Origin of the sequence: Nonomuraea typhae (genome assembly GCF_009760925.1) — a bacterium.
GTDB lineage: Bacteria > Actinomycetota > Actinomycetes > Streptosporangiales > Streptosporangiaceae > Nonomuraea > Nonomuraea typhae.
Window position 1 is genome coordinate 43,577 of the sequence record NZ_VRLV01000010.1, and the last position, 17,250, is coordinate 60,826.

38 protein-coding genes are annotated in these 17,250 nt (G+C 71.5%); all 38 read left to right on the forward strand.

The genetic code is table 11. The features are described from left to right. The first annotated feature begins 54 nt into the window (after positions 1-54). Positions 55-744, forward strand: a complete 690-nt coding sequence (locus tag FVE25_RS33060) for a hypothetical protein (protein WP_157251067.1) — start codon at positions 55-57, stop codon at positions 742-744. Next, the gene (locus FVE25_RS33065; protein ID WP_157251068.1) at positions 741-1,127 is read left to right on the forward strand and encodes a hypothetical protein; all 387 of its coding nucleotides are present in this window, start codon (positions 741-743) and stop codon (positions 1,125-1,127) included. The genes FVE25_RS33060 and FVE25_RS33065 overlap by 4 nt, the downstream gene beginning before the upstream one ends. Continuing rightward, a complete protein-coding gene (locus tag FVE25_RS33070) occupies positions 1,124-1,474 on the forward strand; it encodes a hypothetical protein (RefSeq protein ID WP_157251069.1) in 351 nt (116 codons plus the stop codon). Before FVE25_RS33065 ends, FVE25_RS33070 begins: the two co-directional genes overlap by 4 nt. Then, positions 1,467-1,847, forward strand: a complete 381-nt coding sequence (locus tag FVE25_RS33075; protein ID WP_157251070.1) for a hypothetical protein — start codon at positions 1,467-1,469, stop codon at positions 1,845-1,847. Before FVE25_RS33070 ends, FVE25_RS33075 begins: the two co-directional genes overlap by 8 nt. Beyond that, positions 1,844-2,245 carry a hypothetical protein gene (locus tag FVE25_RS33080; protein WP_157251071.1) on the forward strand — a complete coding sequence of 134 codons (402 nt, stop codon included), beginning with the start codon at positions 1,844-1,846 and terminating at the stop codon, positions 2,243-2,245. Before FVE25_RS33075 ends, FVE25_RS33080 begins: the two co-directional genes overlap by 4 nt. Then, positions 2,245-3,261: an AAA family ATPase gene (locus tag FVE25_RS33085; RefSeq protein WP_157251072.1), complete on the forward strand. Its 1,017-nt coding sequence runs from the start codon at positions 2,245-2,247 to the stop codon at positions 3,259-3,261. The genes FVE25_RS33080 and FVE25_RS33085 overlap by 1 nt, the downstream gene beginning before the upstream one ends. Next, on the forward strand, positions 3,258-3,797 hold the full coding sequence (locus FVE25_RS33090) for a hypothetical protein (RefSeq protein WP_157251073.1): 540 nt from the start codon (positions 3,258-3,260) through the stop codon (positions 3,795-3,797). Before FVE25_RS33085 ends, FVE25_RS33090 begins: the two co-directional genes overlap by 4 nt. Then, positions 3,790-4,077, forward strand: coding sequence for a hypothetical protein (locus FVE25_RS33095; RefSeq protein ID WP_157251074.1), 288 nt, complete (start codon positions 3,790-3,792; stop codon positions 4,075-4,077). Before FVE25_RS33090 ends, FVE25_RS33095 begins: the two co-directional genes overlap by 8 nt. Further along, positions 4,074-4,313, forward strand: coding sequence for a hypothetical protein (locus FVE25_RS33100; protein ID WP_157251075.1), 240 nt, complete (start codon positions 4,074-4,076; stop codon positions 4,311-4,313). The genes FVE25_RS33095 and FVE25_RS33100 overlap by 4 nt, the downstream gene beginning before the upstream one ends. Next, positions 4,306-4,446, forward strand: coding sequence for a MerR family DNA-binding transcriptional regulator (locus FVE25_RS33105; RefSeq protein WP_157251076.1), 141 nt, complete (start codon positions 4,306-4,308; stop codon positions 4,444-4,446). The genes FVE25_RS33100 and FVE25_RS33105 overlap by 8 nt, the downstream gene beginning before the upstream one ends. Before the next feature lie 15 nt (positions 4,447-4,461). Further along, positions 4,462-4,968 (forward strand): hypothetical protein, encoded by a 507-nt coding sequence (locus FVE25_RS33110; protein WP_157251077.1) that lies wholly within the window; start codon positions 4,462-4,464, stop codon positions 4,966-4,968. A 2-nt stretch (positions 4,969-4,970) separates the two neighbouring features. Then, positions 4,971-5,306 carry a hypothetical protein gene (locus tag FVE25_RS33115; protein WP_157251078.1) on the forward strand — a complete coding sequence of 112 codons (336 nt, stop codon included), beginning with the start codon at positions 4,971-4,973 and terminating at the stop codon, positions 5,304-5,306. A gap of 90 nt (positions 5,307-5,396) precedes the next feature. Further along, positions 5,397-5,687, forward strand: a complete 291-nt coding sequence (locus tag FVE25_RS33120; protein ID WP_157251079.1) for a hypothetical protein — start codon at positions 5,397-5,399, stop codon at positions 5,685-5,687. Next, a complete protein-coding gene (locus FVE25_RS33125) occupies positions 5,684-6,052 on the forward strand; it encodes a hypothetical protein (protein WP_157251080.1) in 369 nt (122 codons plus the stop codon). The genes FVE25_RS33120 and FVE25_RS33125 overlap by 4 nt, the downstream gene beginning before the upstream one ends. Continuing rightward, positions 6,049-6,240, forward strand: coding sequence for a hypothetical protein (locus tag FVE25_RS33130; RefSeq protein ID WP_157251081.1), 192 nt, complete (start codon positions 6,049-6,051; stop codon positions 6,238-6,240). Before FVE25_RS33125 ends, FVE25_RS33130 begins: the two co-directional genes overlap by 4 nt. After that, positions 6,237-6,683, forward strand: coding sequence for a hypothetical protein (locus FVE25_RS33135; RefSeq protein WP_157251082.1), 447 nt, complete (start codon positions 6,237-6,239; stop codon positions 6,681-6,683). Before FVE25_RS33130 ends, FVE25_RS33135 begins: the two co-directional genes overlap by 4 nt. After that, positions 6,676-7,119 (forward strand): helix-turn-helix domain-containing protein, encoded by a 444-nt coding sequence (locus tag FVE25_RS33140; RefSeq protein ID WP_157251083.1) that lies wholly within the window; start codon positions 6,676-6,678, stop codon positions 7,117-7,119. The genes FVE25_RS33135 and FVE25_RS33140 overlap by 8 nt, the downstream gene beginning before the upstream one ends. A 157-nt stretch (positions 7,120-7,276) precedes the next feature. Further along, complete coding sequence (locus FVE25_RS33145; RefSeq protein WP_157251084.1) at positions 7,277-7,684, forward strand: hypothetical protein; 408 nt, start codon at positions 7,277-7,279, stop codon at positions 7,682-7,684. After that, positions 7,684-8,178: a hypothetical protein gene (locus FVE25_RS33150; protein WP_157251085.1), complete on the forward strand. Its 495-nt coding sequence runs from the start codon at positions 7,684-7,686 to the stop codon at positions 8,176-8,178. Before FVE25_RS33145 ends, FVE25_RS33150 begins: the two co-directional genes overlap by 1 nt. Positions 8,179-8,192: 14 nt before the next feature. Beyond that, positions 8,193-8,525 (forward strand): hypothetical protein, encoded by a 333-nt coding sequence (locus FVE25_RS33155; RefSeq protein ID WP_157251086.1) that lies wholly within the window; start codon positions 8,193-8,195, stop codon positions 8,523-8,525. Further along, positions 8,522-8,707 carry a hypothetical protein gene (locus FVE25_RS33160; RefSeq protein WP_157251087.1) on the forward strand — a complete coding sequence of 62 codons (186 nt, stop codon included), beginning with the start codon at positions 8,522-8,524 and terminating at the stop codon, positions 8,705-8,707. Before FVE25_RS33155 ends, FVE25_RS33160 begins: the two co-directional genes overlap by 4 nt. A 2-nt stretch (positions 8,708-8,709) precedes the next feature. Then, the gene (locus tag FVE25_RS33165) at positions 8,710-9,132 is read left to right on the forward strand and encodes a hypothetical protein (protein WP_157251088.1); all 423 of its coding nucleotides are present in this window, start codon (positions 8,710-8,712) and stop codon (positions 9,130-9,132) included. Beyond that, the gene (locus FVE25_RS33170; RefSeq protein WP_157251089.1) at positions 9,132-9,578 is read left to right on the forward strand and encodes a hypothetical protein; all 447 of its coding nucleotides are present in this window, start codon (positions 9,132-9,134) and stop codon (positions 9,576-9,578) included. Before FVE25_RS33165 ends, FVE25_RS33170 begins: the two co-directional genes overlap by 1 nt. Next, complete coding sequence (locus FVE25_RS33175) at positions 9,575-10,759, forward strand: N-6 DNA methylase (RefSeq protein ID WP_157251090.1); 1,185 nt, start codon at positions 9,575-9,577, stop codon at positions 10,757-10,759. Before FVE25_RS33170 ends, FVE25_RS33175 begins: the two co-directional genes overlap by 4 nt. Then, positions 10,756-10,953: a hypothetical protein gene (locus FVE25_RS33180; RefSeq protein ID WP_157251091.1), complete on the forward strand. Its 198-nt coding sequence runs from the start codon at positions 10,756-10,758 to the stop codon at positions 10,951-10,953. The genes FVE25_RS33175 and FVE25_RS33180 overlap by 4 nt, the downstream gene beginning before the upstream one ends. 40 nt (positions 10,954-10,993) lie before the next feature. Then, complete coding sequence (locus FVE25_RS33185) at positions 10,994-11,881, forward strand: hypothetical protein (RefSeq protein ID WP_157251092.1); 888 nt, start codon at positions 10,994-10,996, stop codon at positions 11,879-11,881. Beyond that, a complete protein-coding gene (locus FVE25_RS33190; RefSeq protein ID WP_157251093.1) occupies positions 11,878-12,441 on the forward strand; it encodes a GIY-YIG nuclease family protein in 564 nt (187 codons plus the stop codon). The genes FVE25_RS33185 and FVE25_RS33190 overlap by 4 nt, the downstream gene beginning before the upstream one ends. Next, positions 12,438-12,827, forward strand: coding sequence for a hypothetical protein (locus FVE25_RS33195; protein WP_157251094.1), 390 nt, complete (start codon positions 12,438-12,440; stop codon positions 12,825-12,827). Before FVE25_RS33190 ends, FVE25_RS33195 begins: the two co-directional genes overlap by 4 nt. Further along, complete coding sequence (locus FVE25_RS33200) at positions 12,827-13,354, forward strand: ASCH domain-containing protein (RefSeq protein ID WP_157251095.1); 528 nt, start codon at positions 12,827-12,829, stop codon at positions 13,352-13,354. Before FVE25_RS33195 ends, FVE25_RS33200 begins: the two co-directional genes overlap by 1 nt. Before the next feature lie 8 nt (positions 13,355-13,362). Next, entirely contained in the window at positions 13,363-13,902 is a 540-nt protein-coding gene (locus tag FVE25_RS33205) for a hypothetical protein (protein ID WP_157251096.1), read from the forward strand. Beyond that, positions 13,899-14,168 carry a hypothetical protein gene (locus FVE25_RS33210; RefSeq protein WP_157251097.1) on the forward strand — a complete coding sequence of 90 codons (270 nt, stop codon included), beginning with the start codon at positions 13,899-13,901 and terminating at the stop codon, positions 14,166-14,168. Before FVE25_RS33205 ends, FVE25_RS33210 begins: the two co-directional genes overlap by 4 nt. Beyond that, positions 14,165-14,416 carry a hypothetical protein gene (locus FVE25_RS33215; protein WP_157251098.1) on the forward strand — a complete coding sequence of 84 codons (252 nt, stop codon included), beginning with the start codon at positions 14,165-14,167 and terminating at the stop codon, positions 14,414-14,416. Before FVE25_RS33210 ends, FVE25_RS33215 begins: the two co-directional genes overlap by 4 nt. Positions 14,417-14,863: 447 nt before the next feature. Beyond that, positions 14,864-15,118: a hypothetical protein gene (locus FVE25_RS33220; RefSeq protein WP_157251099.1), complete on the forward strand. Its 255-nt coding sequence runs from the start codon at positions 14,864-14,866 to the stop codon at positions 15,116-15,118. Further along, entirely contained in the window at positions 15,115-15,297 is a 183-nt protein-coding gene (locus FVE25_RS33225) for a hypothetical protein (RefSeq protein WP_157251100.1), read from the forward strand. Before FVE25_RS33220 ends, FVE25_RS33225 begins: the two co-directional genes overlap by 4 nt. A 111-nt stretch (positions 15,298-15,408) precedes the next feature. Next, positions 15,409-15,888: a helix-turn-helix transcriptional regulator gene (locus tag FVE25_RS33230; RefSeq protein WP_157251101.1), complete on the forward strand. Its 480-nt coding sequence runs from the start codon at positions 15,409-15,411 to the stop codon at positions 15,886-15,888. A 407-nt stretch (positions 15,889-16,295) separates the two neighbouring features. Next, entirely contained in the window at positions 16,296-16,640 is a 345-nt protein-coding gene (locus tag FVE25_RS33235) for a hypothetical protein (protein ID WP_157251102.1), read from the forward strand. Then, the gene (locus tag FVE25_RS33240) at positions 16,637-16,939 is read left to right on the forward strand and encodes a hypothetical protein (protein WP_157251103.1); all 303 of its coding nucleotides are present in this window, start codon (positions 16,637-16,639) and stop codon (positions 16,937-16,939) included. Before FVE25_RS33235 ends, FVE25_RS33240 begins: the two co-directional genes overlap by 4 nt. Positions 16,940-16,989: 50 nt before the next feature. Then, positions 16,990-17,238 (forward strand): hypothetical protein, encoded by a 249-nt coding sequence (locus FVE25_RS33245; RefSeq protein ID WP_157251104.1) that lies wholly within the window; start codon positions 16,990-16,992, stop codon positions 17,236-17,238. Positions 17,239-17,250 lie beyond the last annotated feature (12 nt).

A 17,250-nucleotide genomic window follows, 5' to 3' on the forward strand; every position in this document is an offset into this window, starting at 1 on the left:
AACGCCAGCAGCCGGGACCCGCGACCGCAACCTCCCATCCCGAAAGGTGCGGCCATGCCGACCATCCTTCCATCCACACCCGAACAGAGGCTCGCGCAGCTGCGCAACCTCGGCCGCAAGCTCGACCTGTACCGCAGCGAGCTGCGCAAGCAGGGCGGCTACGTCCCGGCGCCCATCATCGCCGGCCACCGCATGGTGGCATCGGTGGTCCGCGAGCTGGCCGACGTCATCGGCGGCACCCCCGGCAACCAGCTGGCCAACGACCTCCGCAAGGCCCTGGCCAGCGACGAGGGAGTCAGGGACGAGCTGACCAGGCTGCACGACGCCAGCGACACCGACTACCGCCACCACGCCGCGCTGCTGCGCGACTCCGCCCTACAGCAGGCCGAACACGCGAGGGCCGCGCTCAACGACGCCGCCATCGCCATCCGCGCCGAGCGGGGCGACGCCCTCGCGGGCGCGATCGACCGCATCCTGGCCACCCTCGCCACCTACACGGACAAGCACGGCACCGACAAGGGCGGCCACCACCAGCGCAGCATGCTCGTCGCCGCCATGCTCACCGCCCGGCACGATGTGCCCCCGCAGGAAGCAGTCGAGCTGGCCCGTCACGGCTTGGGCGACGAGCGCGTGGACGCCAGCTACCAGGAGAGCCGCGACCTGCTGGAGCGGGCCGAACGCATCCGCCAGGACGCCGAGAACCTCTCGGCCGCAACGCAGGTCCCGGCGGGTGAGACCCGATGACGACCACCGACGCGGCCACGGACCAGCGACACCGGCAGCAGCTCGCCGTCGCAGCCCTCGCCCACCTGCTCACCCTGCCCGCACCCGACTGCTTGACGTGGGACATCCGAGGCGACGGGACGATCCACGGGCAGCTGCCCGCCGGGTCGCCGGACGCGACCCGAGTCCGGCTCGCCCAGTGGGCCGCCATTCTCGAAGAACCCCAGTGGAGCTACCGCGTCTACACGGTCGCCCCGGACCACGCGCACCTGTCGGTGGCCGGCACCTTCCTCGGCCGCCACGTCGAGATCTGGGACGGGATCGACGCAGTCCCCGAGGACCAGGTGGCCGAGCTCACCACGCCGCCGCAGCCCGCCGGGCAGGACGAGGCGGTGACGGCATGACGACCTCATCCACCCCCGCCCTCTACACCCGCACCGAGGTGGCCGCCGTCCTTCGCGCCACCGCCGACCGCTTCGACCAGCTCACCTACGACCGCGTCGGCCTCCTCGACATCAGCCACGAGAGCCGCATCATCACCACCCGGCGACACGGCAGGCCCGCCGAGTACTGGCTGCGCCTGGAGACCCTCAACCACCTGGAGGCGTGGCTGCGCGCGACCCGGCAGCCGCACAGGTGGCTGACCACCTACACCGTGCTCGTCGGCCGCCAGGAGGTCGCCGCCCACATGCGCGCCTGCGCCGACGCCATCGAGACCGCCCAGAGCGGCGAGGCGGTGCCCCATGGCTGACCTCCTGGCCCGCATCGCGCTCGCCACCGGCCTGCGCAAGCTCGCCGACGCCTACGTCACCCACGAGCTCCCCCTGCCGTGGGACGGTCTCGGCCGGCACGTGAAGATCTTTTTCCACGAGGGTGATCTGGCGAAGATGGCCGCTCTCACGGCCGTCCTGGATGACCCGATCGTGAAGATCGAGGAAAGCAACACGACCTGGCTGGAGGTCCGCGGCAGCCTCGCCGGTCTGCGCATCTGTCTGGCCGGGCCCGCTGACGAGCTTTGTGAGCGCAGGGTTTCCGGCGTCCACAAGGCGTCGGACGGCAGCCTCCACGAGATCACCGAGTGGGTCATCCCGGCCGCCCTAATTCGGGCGGGTGAGGCCCGATGATGCACGACCAGCCCCACCCCCTCGCCGGCCCCACCCCCGCCCAGGTGCTGCGCGACGCCGCCAATGCGGTCGAGCAGTACCCGCGTGTGGAGGCCCTCGACGCGATCACGATGGCCGCCGCCGTACTCACCAGCACCCACCACGCCGCCCGGCCGCTCGCCCAGGACGCCCGGGCCGCGCTCGCCCGCCAGCTGTGCTACGCCGCCGACCGCGACCACGCCGCCGACCTGGCCGCCTGGGACAAGACCACGCCGCGCGAGGAGATCGCGGCCGCCATGCGAGAGGCCGCCGACCAGGCCGAACGCAGCGTGCCGGTCCGCGGCGGACCCGCGCTCGACCCCACCACCGAAGACGACTACCGCGCCGAGCAGCGCGACTACGACGGCGGAGGCGCCTGATGGCCATCCGATCACGCAAGCCCACCGGCCGCGCCCCCTGGCCCCTCATCCTCATCGAAGGCCCCGAAAAGTGCGGCAAGAGCTGGGCCGCCGCCCAGCTCAGCGCCAGCGACAAGGTCGGCCAGACCTACTGGCTCGACCTCGACGAAGGCGCCGGCGACGAGTACGGCGCCATCCCCGGGGCGCGCTACGAGGTGCTGGAGCACGACGGCACCTGGGCGTCGATCATGTCCCAGGTCTCCGACGTCCGCGACGAAGCCGCCCGCGCCCAGACGGCCGGCGAGCCGCCCGTCGTCCTAGTCATCGACAGCATGACCGCCGAGTGGGAACTGCTGAAGAACTGGGCCGCCAACCGCGCCAAGAACTCCACCAGCAACCAGAAGCGGCTCCAGGCCGACCCGCACGCCGAGGTCCAGGTCACGTTCAACCTGTGGAACGACGCCACCGCCCGCCACCGGCGGCTGATGACGATGCTGATGACGTTCAGCGGCATCGTCGTCATGACCGCCCGCGGCAAAGAGGTGGCGGCCATGGACGCCGCCGGCCGCCCGGTCGAGGGGTCGAAGGAGTACAAGGTCGAGGGACACAAGACCCTGGCCTTCGACGCCTCTCTGTGGCTGCGGCTGTCCCGCGAGCACGCGCCCATGGTCATCGGCGCCCGCTCAGTGCACGCCGGTATCCGGCCCGGCATCGACAAGCCGCAGCCCATGAACGACTTCACCCTGGAGGCGCTGATCTTCGAGGCGCTGCGCTGCGGCGTGGGCAAGTCCCAGGCACGCCAGATCACGCCAACCCAGGCGGGCACCGAAGCCCCCGACATGGACGAATTGTCAGAGGTCGCCCGCGAGATCCTCAGCCTGGCCGAAGACGCCTCAACCGTCGATGAGCTGACCACCTGCTGGAAGGCGACCGGCGCCGCGCTGAAGGCCGGGCAGATCAACCAGGCCGAGGCCGACTTCATCGCCCGCCGGATCAAGGCGCTCGGCGCCGAGCTCGGGGCCGGTGAGGCCGCGTGAGCCCGAAGGAGCAGGCGCTGCGCCTGGCCGTCGTCCGCGTCCTGAAAGACCTGCTCGCGGCGGCCGACGCCGGCGACCGCGAGCAGGTAGCCGCCGAGTGGCTGCCCGGCGACCGGCTCGGCGGCGCCATCAACCGGCAGGCGGTCGGCCACGTCCAGCTGAAGAACGGCACCAAGACCGCTTCCGTCACCGATCCGAAAGCGTTCGAGAACTGGGTGACCCTCAACCGGCCGGAGGAGTGGGAGACGATCACCACCACCCGGGTACGGCCCGCCTACCTGTCAGCCGTACTGGACGCCGCCAAGAAGACCGGCGACGCCGTCACCTCCGACGGCGAGCCGATCCCCGGCATCACCGTGAAGACGGGTGACCCGACGGTCGCGGTCACCCTGGCCAACGACGCCCACCAGGTGGTGCGGCAGGCGTGGGAGTCGGGCGAGCTGTGGGAGCTGATCGGCTCCGTCCTGCCCGCCCTCGACCCCACGCCCGGCCCGGCCGAGCCCGTCGACGAGCCCGCGGCGGCCGGCGATGGGTGACCTGCGCTCCGCCGCGCTGGCGTACGTGCGCGCGGGCCAGGTCCGCGCGCACACCGTCGCCACCCCGCCCGGCGCCCCCGCCCCGGTCCTGGTCGTGGCGACGGTCCACGGCCACAACGGCCGCTACCAGATCGTCTACGACGCCACCCGCCCGCCCGAGGACCGCTGGTCATGCCCGTGCCGTCACAGCGACCTGTGCCCGCACATCGCCGCCGTCGGCCTGTGGGCCGGACACCCGGGCCTTGCCGCCCGCACCATTCCCGAGAGGACCCGCCTGTGACCAGCCGAGGCCGCCACAGCCCGGTTCCCGCCCCGCCGAGGCCGAGCCAGCACACCACCCAGATCCGCGTCATCGGCCCAGCCCACGCCGTCGAGGCCGTCAAAAGCCTGCTCGCCATGGCCGACGACTCGCTACCCGGCTTCAAGGTCCTCAAGGTCTCCCGCGACCAGAGCGCCGAACGCGCCGGCCACGTCCGCATCTACATCGACGTCCGGGTGGAGAAGGCCGATGGCTGACCAGCCCACCATGCCGCGGCTGCTCACCAGAGTCGAGGTCGCCGCCCGCTTCGGGGTGGACCCGCACACGGTGACCCGCTGGCCGCCGACCGTCCTGCCCTACACCCACACGCCCGGCGGCCACCGCCCCTAAACCAAGGAGAGCCTGATGCCCACCAGCCGTGAGACCCGGATCGCAGAGGGGACCGTCTCCGCGATCGACTTCTTCTCCCGCCTGATCGGCGCCATCGAGTCCGGCAACTGGCACTACGCCGACGACAAACTCAGCCAGCTCGGCCGCACGCTCGGCGAGCTCGACCAGCAGCTGACCCGGACCGACCAGCCCGCGTCCGGCCAGCCGGTGGCCGCCTACGTCGCCGAGCACTCCCAGCACTACCGCATCGGCCGCGCCCTGTACGGCACCCCCAAGGAGCGGGCCACCGAGCCGGAGATCCGGCCGGAGGTCGCCGCGCACGTACTCCACCACTTCGGCTGCGACAGCGGAGTGCCGACCTCCGGGTTCAAGACCGCGCTCATGGCGGCCATCGCCCAGGCCGACGCGCCCAACCGCGAGCACCTGGCCAAGGCGTTCCCCGACTATGTGGCCGCCTTCAACCTCGCCCAGACCACAAGCCACGGCACCGCCGCCCTGCAGAAGCTCGCTTCCCGGGACTGATCATGAGCGACGAGCCCAACGACCGCGTCCCCAGCCAGGACGCCATCGCCGAGGAAGGCGAGCACGAGCAACAGCCGGCCTGCGAGTGCGGCCCGGACGACTCCTGTACGGCGTGCGTGCCCTGCGACGTCTGCCGCGAAGACGAGGAGGAGTGCGGCTGCGACGGCGACGGCTGCTACTCGTGCGACGGCTCCGGCTACCGGATCCCCGAGCACTGCTGCGACTGCGGCGGCTCCCCCTACTGCGTGAAGTGCCACACGTGCGGCGTCGAGTGCATCGGCGAGTGCCGGTGCCCGGTGACCGTCCAGCTCTCGGACGGCGGCCGGCTCGTCCTGTAAAGCCCGGTGGGTTCCCGCCGCTCGGGGTTCGGCGGGAACCCACCACCCTCCCGAACAGCACAGCCAGCTCAGCCGGAAGGAACGACCCCCATGAACCACCCTACGTCCGCCAACGCCGTCGGATACCCGGTGTTCGACGTCGCCGGCCGCCTCAACCTCGAGGGCCACGCCGAGTTCCTCGGCGTCAAGCTCCACACCGACCGGCCGCCCACCAGCGCCCTACGCGTGATGGGCGTGGACATCGAATTCAGCGACCCGGCCGAGGCCGACCGCTTCGCCCACGTCGCGAAGGTCATGGCCGACCAGCTGCACCTGGCCTACGAGCGCGGCATCGCCCGCGAGCCCATCACCGCCGACACCGCCCCCCGGAGCGACACATGACCAGCCACCCGCCGTACCAGCCCGCCACGCCCGCCGAGCGGGTCGGCCCGCAGGCAAAGCGCACCCTGCTCACCGACGCCCGGCACCAGCTGGCCAGGCTCGACCAGCAGATCCGCGACCTCGACCAGAGCATCGCCGACCTGCAGGCCGACCGCGCCGAGGTGGCCGACGCCCGCAGCCTGGCAGCTGAGACGGTCGCGCACTACCAGAAGAAGATCTCCGACGCTCCCGAGTGGACCGGCCCGCAGACCGGAGCGATCAACCTCCCTCCGGCCACGGCCAACGCCGACGAGATCCTCGGACTGCCCCGCGCATCGAAGGCCCGCCAGCTCGTCAACCCGCAAACGCCTGAGGCGGGGTCGTGAACCGCCTCCGCGAGCTCTGGCGGCGGCTGACCCGCCAGCGCCGCCCCGGCCGCCACCGCACCCCTGAGCAGGCCACTCACGCCATCACCGCGCTGGCCGAATCGTGTGAGTTCTTCGGCCGCGCCTTCGCCCGCAACGAGCCCCGGCGCCCGCGGGTGATCCCTCTCGACCCCGGGGGCCGCACGTGATCACCGTGGACCTGCAAACGCTGGCCGGCATCGTCGTGATCATCGGCTCGATCATCACGCTGACCGCGGTCATCTGGCGGCTGCCCGAGAGCCTGACCGGCAACGCGGAAGCCCGCCGCCGCCACCCGTGCAACCGGCCACTCGCCGACCGGCTGGATGCCGACGACACGGTGTGTACGCCAGCGGGCCACCCGGAGCCGTGGTCGGACCGACCGGAGGCCATCGACGCGGCGCTGGCCGAGCTGCACAACCGGCTGTGGCCCGGCGAGGAGTACCGCGCGACGCTCACCTGCCGGACGCCGGAGCTGACCGGGTACCACAGCGTGGCCGAAGCGATCGAGGACATCGGCCCGACCGCGGCCACATACAGCTGCCGCTGCGGCCAGGTACACGCCCGCCGCCGCAAGATCCGCCTCACCTGGCTGGGAGGCCGCCGTGGATGACCGCCTCCTCGACCCGCACCGGCTCATCCTGCCCCTGTACCACGCCCGGGACAGCCGGGGCTGGACGCAGGAGAAGATCGAAGACACCGCGGGCATCAACAGGCGAACCGTCTCCGAGGCCGAATCTGGCACCGCCTGGCCGAAGCTCAACCCGCTGATCTGGTGGGCGGGAGCTCTGGATCATCACCTCACCGCCATCACCCGCCAAGGGCGCCACACAGTCACCGACATGCGCATGCTCGCCTACCTCCTCTACCTGGAGCGCGACAGCCGCGGCTGGTCCCGGACCACGACCGCCAAGACGGCGGGCGTCTCGCCGGAACGCCTGACCGTGTGGGAGGACGGCCAGCACGACCCGCAGCTGCGGAAGCTGCTGCGGTGGGCGGCCGCACTCGACACCCGCTTGGCTATCGAGCCCGCGCGCAGGCCCTCATGAGCAGCCCGCCGCGCCGCGCTCTCGGGACAGCGTGCGCTGCGGCGGGCCTGGCGCTGGCCGCCGCTGCGGGGCTCGCGGCCTGCGGCACGGCCAGCGCCCCCACACAGACCCCATCGCCTGCCCCGCAGGCACCCCCTACGCCCACCTGGAGCACACCATGAGCACACCCACCTACCGCCCCGGCGAACGCCTGCAGATCATCCTCGACGTGGAGGTGATCGCACCGCCGGACGAGTCCGGCACCTACCTCCTCAAGGCCGGCGCGCTCGAGCTGGACCTGCCGCTCGGCGACCCCGCTTTCAACGCCGAGATCCACCGCGCCATGCCAGCCGACGGCATCCCCAAACCGTGCGAGATCTGGGCCGACGCCCACGGCGCCGAACTCTGGGCCGTCTACGTCGCTGAGGACGAAGTCCACCTCATCGACTACCTCGGCTACAACCGGCATTGGCGACACGTCCACGCCGACCCCGAGACCGGCCCTATCCGCCTGGTGCGCCCGGCGCCCGGCAAGCCGGGACCCGCGTGCACGACACCCGCCCCGATGACAGCGGGACAGTCCTGATGGACCCCCTCTACTGGGTCGGGCTCGTGATCCTCGCTGTGTGGCTCGGCTGGCGCGCCTGCACCTGGCGGCACAGCCAGGCGAGCCCGGACGAGCCCGCCCACCACGAGTGCACCGCCCCGGCCGACACCGTCGAGGCGCTCGAGGCCGACCTCGAGCAGGCGCGCAAGCGGCTCGCCGCCGGCGCCCGCGAGCGAGAGGGACTGCGCGCAGAGCTGACCGCCGCACACCTGGCCTACCGGTCCGCCGAAGCCGAGCTCAAGCACGTACGCGCCCAGACCTCGACCGCGGTGGACGAGGGCTTGCTGAAGCGGATCGACGAGCTGGAGGCCCTCAACGCCCTGCTCACCGACAACCCGTCCAGGTCCGAGGTGCTGCGCCTGCGGGAGACCATCCGCCGCCTGGACGCCGAGGTGACCCGGCTCAGCCTGGCCAGCCAGGCCGCCGACGTCGGCGTCGCCGCGCCCTGCCAGTGCACCGCCGCCACCACATGACCACGGAGCCCAAGATGAGCACACCACTCGCCACCCGGCTGGCCCTGGCCTGCGGCCTTGCGCTGAGCGTCAGCATCATGACCATCGTCCGCCTGGCCGGCCGCCCCGACACGATCGACCCGCCCAGCGTCGCCCTAATCAGCATCAGCCTCGCCGCCGCGGGCGCGCTGTGGTCGGCCGTACGCCGCATCCGCCGCCGCGGTGGCCTCGCCTACATCAGCACCGCCAGCGGGCACGCGGCCCTGTACTGCAGCACCTGCAACCTGCACCTGGACGCGCTGAAGGAAGGCGCCCGCCTCGACGCCCTGGCCGGCAAGCGCGCCAACCACACCTGCGACCACTCATGAGCACGGCCACCGAACACCCCGTCAGGATCCTGGTCGCCGTCGAGCTCGCCGCCGGCGCCTGGGTCCAGGCCGTCTGCCGCACCAGCGGCTGCCCGTGGCGCGGCCCAGCCCGGCCGGAGCGCTGGCTGGTCGAGAGGGACCAGAACAGCCACCGCCAAGACCACCTCGAGCCCAGGCGGTAGACGTGACAGACGCCCTGTTCGACATCGATACCCCGCCGCGGCCGCCCGCGCCGGAGCGCGAGTCGGCCACGGTACGGCGCACCCGCCGCCAGGCCGAGCAGTTGGCCCGCGGGATCCACCCGCTGGCCGGTCGCGGCCTGCACGAGCAGGCCGCCCCCGCCGACGACCGCGACGAGGTCGGCCGCCGGTGCGGCAACTGCCGCTGGCGGCGGACGCTCAACTACCGGAGCGGCAGCTACCCGAAGTGCGTCCACCCCGGTACCCGAAGCGCCGAGGACTACGAGGTCCTCGGCCCGCCCCGGGCCGCACACAGCGAGGCCAGCGACTGCCGCGCCTGGTGGCCGGCATGCCGCGACCACGAGCCCGGCGACCCCCGCCTGCCCGACGCCATGCGCTGGGTGCCCGACCCGGCGGTGATGCGCTGATGCCCGCCTCTGCCTGGTCGCTGCACCACACCGACGAAGCCCGCGCCCACTCCATCACCCACGTGCCATACGCCGACCGGCAAGGACAGCAGGCCGAGCGGCGCGAGCGAGTCAAGGTCGCGCTCATGGTGCTGCTGCGCGTCGAGGGGGCAGCCCTGATCCTCGACATCCTCGGCATCCCGGCCGACGAGATCGCGCTCGCCCGCCGCGTCCACGCCCGGCTCCTCGAGGAGATGGGCCTGACGCCGCGGCCCGAGCCGTCGCCGACGGTCCCCCCGGCCGCAGCCGACGGTCCGGCAGCCAGGTGGTGTCCGCGCTGTCGTACCACCAAGACCGAGGCCGACTTTCACCGCAACGCCTCCAGACCCGACGGCCTGGCCGTCTGGTGCAAGCCCTGCATGGCCGAGGTCCGCACCCGCACCCCGGGAGCGGGGGCGGCCCGATGACGCCCGACGCCAAGACCCTCAGCCGCCTCGCCGACGCCTACGGCGATCCCGCCACGACCATGCGGGCGCTGATCGATGCCTGCGCCCATGCGTGTGGTCTGGCCCGCCCCTACGAGCTGCCGCCCGCGGACGTCGATCTGACGCCGCTGGGCGATCTCGCCGCGTGGGGTGCCTACGAGCTGGGCACCAGCTACGAGCAGATCATCGCCAAGGACGACCGCGACCAGCAGGGCGCCTTCTACACCCCGGCGCCGGTCGCGGACTTCCTGGCCCGGTTCGCCCTCGGCCTCGACGTACGCGGCGGCCTGTACGCCACCCCGGATGACGCGCTTGACGCGCTCGTGCTGGACCCGTCCTGCGGCGCCGGCGTCGTCCTGGAGCACGCCGCCTGGGTCACTGCCGTCCTGTACGCGGCACTGCTGTGGGAGCGGCCCGACCCGCCCCGCTACGCCATCAACACCGTGCTGCCCGACGTCTACACCGCCACCGTCTACGGCGTCGACATCGACCCGGTCGCCGTCGAGGTCGCTCGCGCGGCGTGCTGGCTGGATGTGGGCGGCCGGGCGGCGTTCGACTTCATGGCCGACAACATCACCGTCGGCGACCCGCTGGCCGGTCATCTGCCCGCCGCGCTCGACAAACGGCTGGCCGAACCGGTCCCGCTGCACATCGTCGGGAACCCGCCCTACCGCGAGCACGCCAAGGGCGCCGCCCCGTGGCTCGAAGCCCGCCGAGTAGCGGGCGCCGAAGAGCTCACGCCGCGGCCGTCGATGGACGAATTCCGGGCTAGCAGCCGCACCGACGGCAAGTTGGCCAACCTATGGACGTTCTTCTGGCGGTGGGCCCTCTGGCAGGCCCTGGAGGCCCGTCAGCAGCCCGGTGTCGTGGCGCTCGTCACCCCCAGTGCCTATCTGTGCTCCGACACCTTCGCCGGAATGCGCGAGCACCTACGCCGCACCGCCGACGAAGGCTGGATCATCGACCTCACGCCCGAGGGTCACCAGCCGCCAGTCCCCACCCGGATCTTCCCCGGTGTCAAGACCCCCGTCGCCGTCGGCATCTTCGCATGCCGCGGTCCGGCCGACACCGGCACCCCGGCGCCGATGAAGTACATGGCGATCGAGGGCGCCCGCGAGGAGAAGTTCGCCGCGCTCCGTCAGCTGGTGGGGGTGGCGGCGTGACGCCCGAGCAGCTGCACGCCGCCCTCGAGGAGCACCGCCTCGCGCACGACCTCACCCGCTGGGAACTCACCGTCGACCTCGACTGCGGGCTCTCCGATCTCCGGGACATGCGCATGGGCCGCGTCAGCGCCAACCTGCGCGACCGGGCCGAGGAGTGGCTGCGGCGAAAACAGAACCAGCCCAGGAAGGAGTGACCGAGACCACCCCTGACACCGAAGGACGGCAAGCAACACCATGACGTGGTTCAAGGTTGACGACTCGTTCCACTCCCACCCGAAGATCCTGGCGAGCCGACCGGCGGCGCTGGGCCTGTGGGTGGTCGCCGGCTCCTGGTCAAGCGCGAACCTCACCGAGGGGTTCGTGTCAGACCAGGTGCTCCCGCGGCTACTCCCGGGCGCGGCCAAGCTGGCGCGCGAGCTGGTGAACGTAGGGCTGTGGACGCGAACGAAGGGCGGCTACCACTTCCACGACTGGACCGATTGCCAGCCAACGAAGGAAGAAGCCACCGCAGCGCGACGAAAGAAGTCACTCGGCGCGAAGCTGGGCAACCACCGACGATGGCACGCAGACAGGGGCGTCCGTGACCCCGAATGCCCCTTCTGCCTGGACGAACGCGGAAAACCAGGATCAGATAACCGATCGGACTCCGATCACTCCAGCGATGCCGAAGCGAATCGCAATCCGATTCCCCCGTCCCGTCCCGTCCAGTCCCCGAAGGGGACTAGGACGGATACAGGTAGTCAGTCATCGTCCCGCCGTAACGCGCACGCGAGAGACGACGAGGACGACACCATCGATCGCGCCATCATCACCCTCCTGCACGAGCTGGCCGGCGCCACCGTCGACGGCTGCTGGGCCGCCCGCGTGCGCCGCCGCATCCTCGACGGCCACAACATTCGGCACAGCCGCCTGGCCTACGTCACCGCCTCCGTGCGCAACGCCCCCGCCAAGTGGCTACCGCCTGACCAGCAGCCACCCGAGGTGACACCGCTCCGCGTGGTGCCCGACCGGCCGGAGTGGTGCGGCACCTGCGACGAACGCACCCGGCTGCTCGACGTGCCCGGGGCGCCGATCGCGCGATGTCCCGTCTGCCATCCCCTAGCCCATCGGAGGAGCTCATGACCACCCTCGACCCGTACGAGGCGACCCTCCAGCACATCGAGCTGATCGCCCGCAAGCGCCAGAAGCTCCTCGCCGTGCAGCGCGACGCCGAACGGCAGGTTCTCCACCGAGCGGGCCGGGATTACGTTGCCGGCCTGCTGCCGCCAGAAGCGCTCGTCGCGCTCTACCAGCGCTATCGCGATCTCATCGCGATCAACGCCTGGCGGGCAACGACGGACCTGTGGTACGCCGCGATCCCCGTTCGGCCCGAGCAACTGCGCATGCGCACCAGCCCAAGGCCCAACATCGACGGGACCTGGCGAGGGGACTTCCCCTTCGCCGAAGACTGGCGGCCGCCCACCGGCCAGAGCGTCGTCTACGTGCTCTACGACGCCGCCTCGACGCCCTGCTACGTCGGTAGCACTGACCAGTTCAACGCCCGGCTGAACGCACACTCACGCGGCAAGAGCTTCACCCGATGGATCGCCTACCCGTGCGACGACCGCGAGGCCGCCTACCAGCTCGAAGACCGCCTGCTGAAGGAGCACAAGCCGTACCTGAACAGGAGGGCCGGCCGATGAGCCCCTGCCCGCACGGCCTGGCCAACCCGTTCATGTGCCCCGACTGCCGGGCCGCCGACCGCCGCCGCAGCGACAAGCCGCCGGCCGACATCCACCGCGCCAGCGCCGAGCTCGTCGCCCTCGCCCTCGCCGTACGGCCCGACTGGGACGAGGCCGACATCCGCGCCGCCCTGGCCGGAGCGCACGCGGTCGGCCAGACCTGGGAACAAGCCCTGGTCGGCCTGGCCCGGCTCATGGTCGACGGCCGCGCCGTACCACGCGAGCTCGTCCCCAACGCCCGCGACCCCCTCGCCCTGCGCCGCATCCCCGAGCCCGACGTCGCCCACCGCGGCGCCGAGCTCGCCCGCGAACTCCTCACCCAGCCCGACCAGCCTGGAGAAGTCTGATGAAGGCTCTGTCCATCAAGCAACCCTGGGCGTTTCTCATCGCCTCCGGGCACAAGGACATCGAGAACCGCAGCAAGGGCACCTCGCACCGTGGCGTCATCGCCATCCACGCCAGCCTCACCCTGAACCGGGGATTCCGCATCCCTGTCCGAGAAGGGGCGGTCGCCCTCGACGAGGTCGGCGGGCTGGGCAACCTCTGGGAGCCGCGCTACGCCGTCGACGGGCTCGCGCCGACACCGTCGCCGCTGCTCGCGTGCGGCGCCATCATCGCCGTCGCCGAGATCGGTCACGACCACAACAGCCACGACGGTCAGGACGGCTGCTGGGACAGGCCACGCTGCTACGACCGTGAGCATGGCGTGTGCTCGCCCTGGGCGGTCCCCGGGCAGCACCACTGGCCCATCACGAACGTCCGCCCCCTGCCGAAGCCAGTAGTCGCGCGCGGCTCGCTCGGGCTGTGGAAGGTACCGCCGGACATCGAGGCCGCCGTCCATCACCAACTCAAGACCAGCGAGCCCGAGCCGTGAGGGGCGCCATGCCGGCGGACCAGCCCGGCCTGTGGGACCTGCCCGAGGTACGGCCCGCGACGCCCACCCGGCCGCCGCGGCCGCGCATCCACGCCTCCGCGCCCCGCCGGGCCAAGACCCAGCGCGAGCGCGACTGCGACCCGCGCTGCCTCGTCTGCGGCCACCCCGAAGGCCGCGGCCTATGCACGCCACGCTGCGCCGTCGTCTGCGTCCACGCCGCCCAGCCCTACCGCGCCGAGGTGTGCATCGCCACCGTCCACGTCACCGCCCAGCTCGCCGTCGGCCTGCCCGGCGCCCGCCCCGGCCGCCACCTCGCCGTCGTGGACCCGTGCCCGCGCTGCGGCCAACGCCATGCCCATGCCGAGCGATACGGCCGCGCCTGGAGGCTCGCCCCCTGCGGCCAGCCGTACATCGTCCACCTACCGCGCCCCGCCGCCCCCGGCCCGGCCGCCATCGATGAGCCGCCCCCAGCCGGGCGACAGACCACCACCACCCGCGGCGCCGCCCTCGCACGCCAAGCCCTCACCCGAACCGAAGGAGTCGCATGATCCCGCTTCAGATCCGCCCGAACCTCGAAACGGCCCCATGGGACGACATCACCGACGACAACCTGGCCGACGGGGGCACGATCGAACGCGTCGGACTCCTGCCGAACGCCACCAGAAGGGGGCGACCGGCCTTCGTGCTCGTCGTCCGCCTGCCGGACGGCCGCGCCGTCCTCGCCCAAACCACCTGGGCCCTGATGGAAGGCGCCGTCCGCGCACTGGGCGCATCGCCGGTCGCCGATCTCGACCGGCGGGAGCACGGATCATGACCCAGCTCGGCCCAGGAGCGAGCAAGCTCCTGCGCATCATCAACGACCACGACGAGGGCGAAGGCGTCGAGTTCGTCCCCGCCCCCTACGGCCGGTGGCGACTTGCAGGAAGCACCTACGTCGTCAACACCCGGACCTTCCGAGTCCTCGCCGCCCGAGGGCTGATCGACGTCGGCAACGGCCACACCGACCCCGTCCGCGCCACCCAGGCCGGCCGCGACCATCTCGCCACGAGGGGGACCCTGTAATGGACGTGATCACGATCGTGCCCGGCCGGGATCCCGACGCACCCACCGACTGCCTCATCTCCTGGCAGGGGCACGACTGGACGGCGTCCGTCGAAGTCGTGCGCGCCACAGCCGTAGACCTCTTCACCGTCGCCACCTGGGCCGACGTGATGATGCACGCGACCCTCAAGCTCAAACTGGACCCGCACACGGCGAGCGAGTTCACCGGCACCCGCCCCGCTCCGCCCGCCGGGCCGTACAGCGGTGCGCCGACTGCAAGCGCCGCATCTGGTCGGCCAAGTCGCTCCGCCCGCGGCTCGGCGTCCTGCTGGGCGAGGGCTGCTACCGCAAACGGGTCCAAGCTGCCCGCCGCCGCGGCGTCCGGATCCGCGTACGAGACCCGGGCCACATCCCCACCCAGCTCGTCATCTTCGTCTTCCCCGACCCCGACCAGGAGACCTAGTGATCATGATCCCTGTACGCCTGCCCGCCACCTTCGAGCCCTACATCGTGCGCGACGACTGCACCCTAAGCGCCGACCACCCGCTATACGGCAGCCCCTGCCCCGTCTGCCCGACCCCGCTCGGCACCGACGGCAAGCCCGTCGCCCTGGTCGCCGTCGGCATCGACCCGGACGATCGCAAGCCCGTCGGCTGGATGACCGGTGCGGCCGTCGCCGTCCACACCGCCTGCGCGCGCCGGCCCCGGCCGGACAGCCAGTGAACCGCCGCCTCGGCATCGCCCTCGCCGTCGCCGTACCGATCGCCTACGGCTTCGGCCACATCGCCATGGCCACCGCGAACTACGTCGTGCTCGCAGCCGTACTCGGCTACCTGCTGACCATGGTCGCCATCCTGCTCGTCGTCCGGCGCCGCCAGATACGCCGCCGGAACCGGCCGTGATCTGGCCCTGGCACCGGCACCGCTGGGTCACGGTCGAAAACACCGGCCGCGTGATCACCCAGAAGTGCGCGACATGCCCGAAAACTCGCGTACGAGTCCTCTAGGAGACCCATGAGCACCGACGGCCCTCTCGCACGCCTGGGCACAGCCCTCAAGAAGCGGGCCCGAGCCGACTACCTGCGCAAACTCTGCTGCTTCGCCGCACTCGGCTACGCCCTCGCACAAGAGGCGTGGACGATCGCCGCCTTCCTGGTCGCCATCCTCATCGCCTCAATGGTCATCAGCGTCAAGGCCGCCCGCACCGGGCCACCACGCAGCCTCACCCGCGTCCTCACCGTCCTGCTCACCGGAGGCGCCAACATCAGCGGCGCCACCATCCAGCTCCTCGTCGGCGGCTCGGCCTGGAGAATCTGCGACCACCTCGACCAGCTCGAAGAAGACGGCTGGATCACCCGCACCATCGAGACATCCGCATCGGCCGACCGGCCGCCACACCACTACTACGCCCTCACCCGGTATGGCCGCGCCCAAGCCCTCGCCTTGCTCAACCTCGGCACCGAGGCCGCTCGGCCCGGAGGCGACCAGCCATGACCTACCGGGAGATCACCACCAAGCTGACAGCCGCGACATCCCAGGCCCTCGGCGAGCTCACCGGGCCCTGCAGCTGTACGCCCGCCTCGAAGCCGAGCAGCCGCCGGACGGCAGATCCTCGCCCACGACCCGGAAGGAGAGACGCATGTCCTCACCTGGCACTGACGACCTCCGCCACCGCAGACACGGACCCGAGATCGTGGGCCTTCGCCGGAGCGTCCGGTTCGCTGTGTCGCTGACCCTCTTCGGACTGGGTGCCGACCTCGGCTGGATAGCCATGGAGGCTGCTACGAGGTTCGCCCTCGACCAGGACTTTGGCTGGGCAGCGGCCTTCGGAGCCGAGGGCATGGCGTTGATGGGCATCGCTCTCCGTGCGTCCCAACGGCAAGTCGAAAGGACGGCCCAGAATGGATGACAACCTCTACCAGCAGGCGGCCGACCTGCTCGGGCAAAATGCGAAACCCGGCCAGATCCATCTCGCGGCAACGCTCCTGAGGAGAACGCAGGAGGCCGACCGCTGCTTTCTGGAGGATCACAAGGGACGCCTAGAGCACGCCGAAGGCCAGGTGAAAGACCTTCGAGCCGCCCTGGAGCGCATCCGTGAGGTCCACCGCTGCGTCACCCACAGGAAGCCTCGCGGCGAGGAAGTTTCGACGTGCGCCCACTGCAGCGAGGACTCCTACCCGTACTACGAGGTGCTCTGGCCCTGCCCAACCATCGCGGCCCTCAACGGCCCCCAGGAAGAGACATGAGCACGCGCGCCAGGTGCGATCACTCCTCCGCCGTACCCGTCGAGTCCGCGCTCACCGGCGAGACCCTCGCAGCGCTCTGCCCCACCTGCGACACGCAGCTGCCGGCCGAATTTCTCGGCTGCGAGCACGCGAACGCCATCGACATCTACACCCTCGCCGGGCCGCCCGGCGAGCAGATCTGCAACGACTGCGGCACCTACGGCTGGTACGGCACAGCCACCACGCCGACCGTCCTCCCGTACCAGGCCGGCCCAGACGGTCCCGGCATTCCCCCTCGAATCGCTGTGGGAGCACCATGACGAGTAAACCGCCGGTCCCCGGCGTCGCTGACCCATTCCCCCTCATCCCCGTGGATGAGAACGCCGACAGCCCCTTCAGCCTCATCCTGCGGATTGGCTGCCGCGCCGCCGACGGCTGGGCCGTGCGCTCCTGGGCACAGCTCACCATCGGCATGTCGCCCAGGGACATCGCACGAAGCCAGATCCGCGAAGCCCTCCTTCACCTCCTCGAACTGGGCCTGATCGACATCGACGAAGACCGGCTCGACGCCGTCGAGAACCACCCACTGCCCGCCTGGAGGGAGGCCGCCGGTGGCTGAGATCGAGGCACG

What these genes read in the sequence shown, in the direction of transcription:
- FVE25_RS33060 (WP_157251067.1), top strand. Translation starts at nt 55, where the DNA reads ATGCCGACCATCCTTCCATCCACACCCGAACAGAGGCTCGCGCAGCTG.
- FVE25_RS33065 (WP_157251068.1), top strand. Translation starts at nt 741, where the DNA reads ATGACGACCACCGACGCGGCCACGGACCAGCGACACCGGCAGCAGCTC.
- FVE25_RS33070 (WP_157251069.1), top strand. Translation starts at nt 1,124, where the DNA reads ATGACGACCTCATCCACCCCCGCCCTCTACACCCGCACCGAGGTGGCC.
- FVE25_RS33075 (WP_157251070.1), top strand. Translation starts at nt 1,467, where the DNA reads ATGGCTGACCTCCTGGCCCGCATCGCGCTCGCCACCGGCCTGCGCAAG.
- FVE25_RS33080 (WP_157251071.1), top strand. Translation starts at nt 1,844, where the DNA reads ATGATGCACGACCAGCCCCACCCCCTCGCCGGCCCCACCCCCGCCCAG.
- FVE25_RS33085 (WP_157251072.1), top strand. Translation starts at nt 2,245, where the DNA reads ATGGCCATCCGATCACGCAAGCCCACCGGCCGCGCCCCCTGGCCCCTC.
- FVE25_RS33095 (WP_157251074.1), top strand. Translation starts at nt 3,790, where the DNA reads ATGGGTGACCTGCGCTCCGCCGCGCTGGCGTACGTGCGCGCGGGCCAG.
- FVE25_RS33105 (WP_157251076.1), top strand. Translation starts at nt 4,306, where the DNA reads ATGGCTGACCAGCCCACCATGCCGCGGCTGCTCACCAGAGTCGAGGTC.
- FVE25_RS33110 (WP_157251077.1), top strand. Translation starts at nt 4,462, where the DNA reads ATGCCCACCAGCCGTGAGACCCGGATCGCAGAGGGGACCGTCTCCGCG.
- FVE25_RS33115 (WP_157251078.1), top strand. Translation starts at nt 4,971, where the DNA reads ATGAGCGACGAGCCCAACGACCGCGTCCCCAGCCAGGACGCCATCGCC.
- FVE25_RS33120 (WP_157251079.1), top strand. Translation starts at nt 5,397, where the DNA reads ATGAACCACCCTACGTCCGCCAACGCCGTCGGATACCCGGTGTTCGAC.
- FVE25_RS33125 (WP_157251080.1), top strand. Translation starts at nt 5,684, where the DNA reads ATGACCAGCCACCCGCCGTACCAGCCCGCCACGCCCGCCGAGCGGGTC.
- FVE25_RS33145 (WP_157251084.1), top strand. Translation starts at nt 7,277, where the DNA reads ATGAGCACACCCACCTACCGCCCCGGCGAACGCCTGCAGATCATCCTC.
- FVE25_RS33150 (WP_157251085.1), top strand. Translation starts at nt 7,684, where the DNA reads ATGGACCCCCTCTACTGGGTCGGGCTCGTGATCCTCGCTGTGTGGCTC.
- FVE25_RS33155 (WP_157251086.1), top strand. Translation starts at nt 8,193, where the DNA reads ATGAGCACACCACTCGCCACCCGGCTGGCCCTGGCCTGCGGCCTTGCG.
- FVE25_RS33160 (WP_157251087.1), top strand. Translation starts at nt 8,522, where the DNA reads ATGAGCACGGCCACCGAACACCCCGTCAGGATCCTGGTCGCCGTCGAG.
- FVE25_RS33170 (WP_157251089.1), top strand. Translation starts at nt 9,132, where the DNA reads ATGCCCGCCTCTGCCTGGTCGCTGCACCACACCGACGAAGCCCGCGCC.
- FVE25_RS33175 (WP_157251090.1), top strand. Translation starts at nt 9,575, where the DNA reads ATGACGCCCGACGCCAAGACCCTCAGCCGCCTCGCCGACGCCTACGGC.
- FVE25_RS33185 (WP_157251092.1), top strand. Translation starts at nt 10,994, where the DNA reads ATGACGTGGTTCAAGGTTGACGACTCGTTCCACTCCCACCCGAAGATC.
- FVE25_RS33190 (WP_157251093.1), top strand. Translation starts at nt 11,878, where the DNA reads ATGACCACCCTCGACCCGTACGAGGCGACCCTCCAGCACATCGAGCTG.
- FVE25_RS33195 (WP_157251094.1), top strand. Translation starts at nt 12,438, where the DNA reads ATGAGCCCCTGCCCGCACGGCCTGGCCAACCCGTTCATGTGCCCCGAC.
- FVE25_RS33200 (WP_157251095.1), top strand. Translation starts at nt 12,827, where the DNA reads ATGAAGGCTCTGTCCATCAAGCAACCCTGGGCGTTTCTCATCGCCTCC.
- FVE25_RS33205 (WP_157251096.1), top strand. Translation starts at nt 13,363, where the DNA reads ATGCCGGCGGACCAGCCCGGCCTGTGGGACCTGCCCGAGGTACGGCCC.
- FVE25_RS33210 (WP_157251097.1), top strand. Translation starts at nt 13,899, where the DNA reads ATGATCCCGCTTCAGATCCGCCCGAACCTCGAAACGGCCCCATGGGAC.
- FVE25_RS33215 (WP_157251098.1), top strand. Translation starts at nt 14,165, where the DNA reads ATGACCCAGCTCGGCCCAGGAGCGAGCAAGCTCCTGCGCATCATCAAC.
- FVE25_RS33220 (WP_157251099.1), top strand. Translation starts at nt 14,864, where the DNA reads ATGATCCCTGTACGCCTGCCCGCCACCTTCGAGCCCTACATCGTGCGC.
- FVE25_RS33230 (WP_157251101.1), top strand. Translation starts at nt 15,409, where the DNA reads ATGAGCACCGACGGCCCTCTCGCACGCCTGGGCACAGCCCTCAAGAAG.
- FVE25_RS33235 (WP_157251102.1), top strand. Translation starts at nt 16,296, where the DNA reads ATGGATGACAACCTCTACCAGCAGGCGGCCGACCTGCTCGGGCAAAAT.
- FVE25_RS33240 (WP_157251103.1), top strand. Translation starts at nt 16,637, where the DNA reads ATGAGCACGCGCGCCAGGTGCGATCACTCCTCCGCCGTACCCGTCGAG.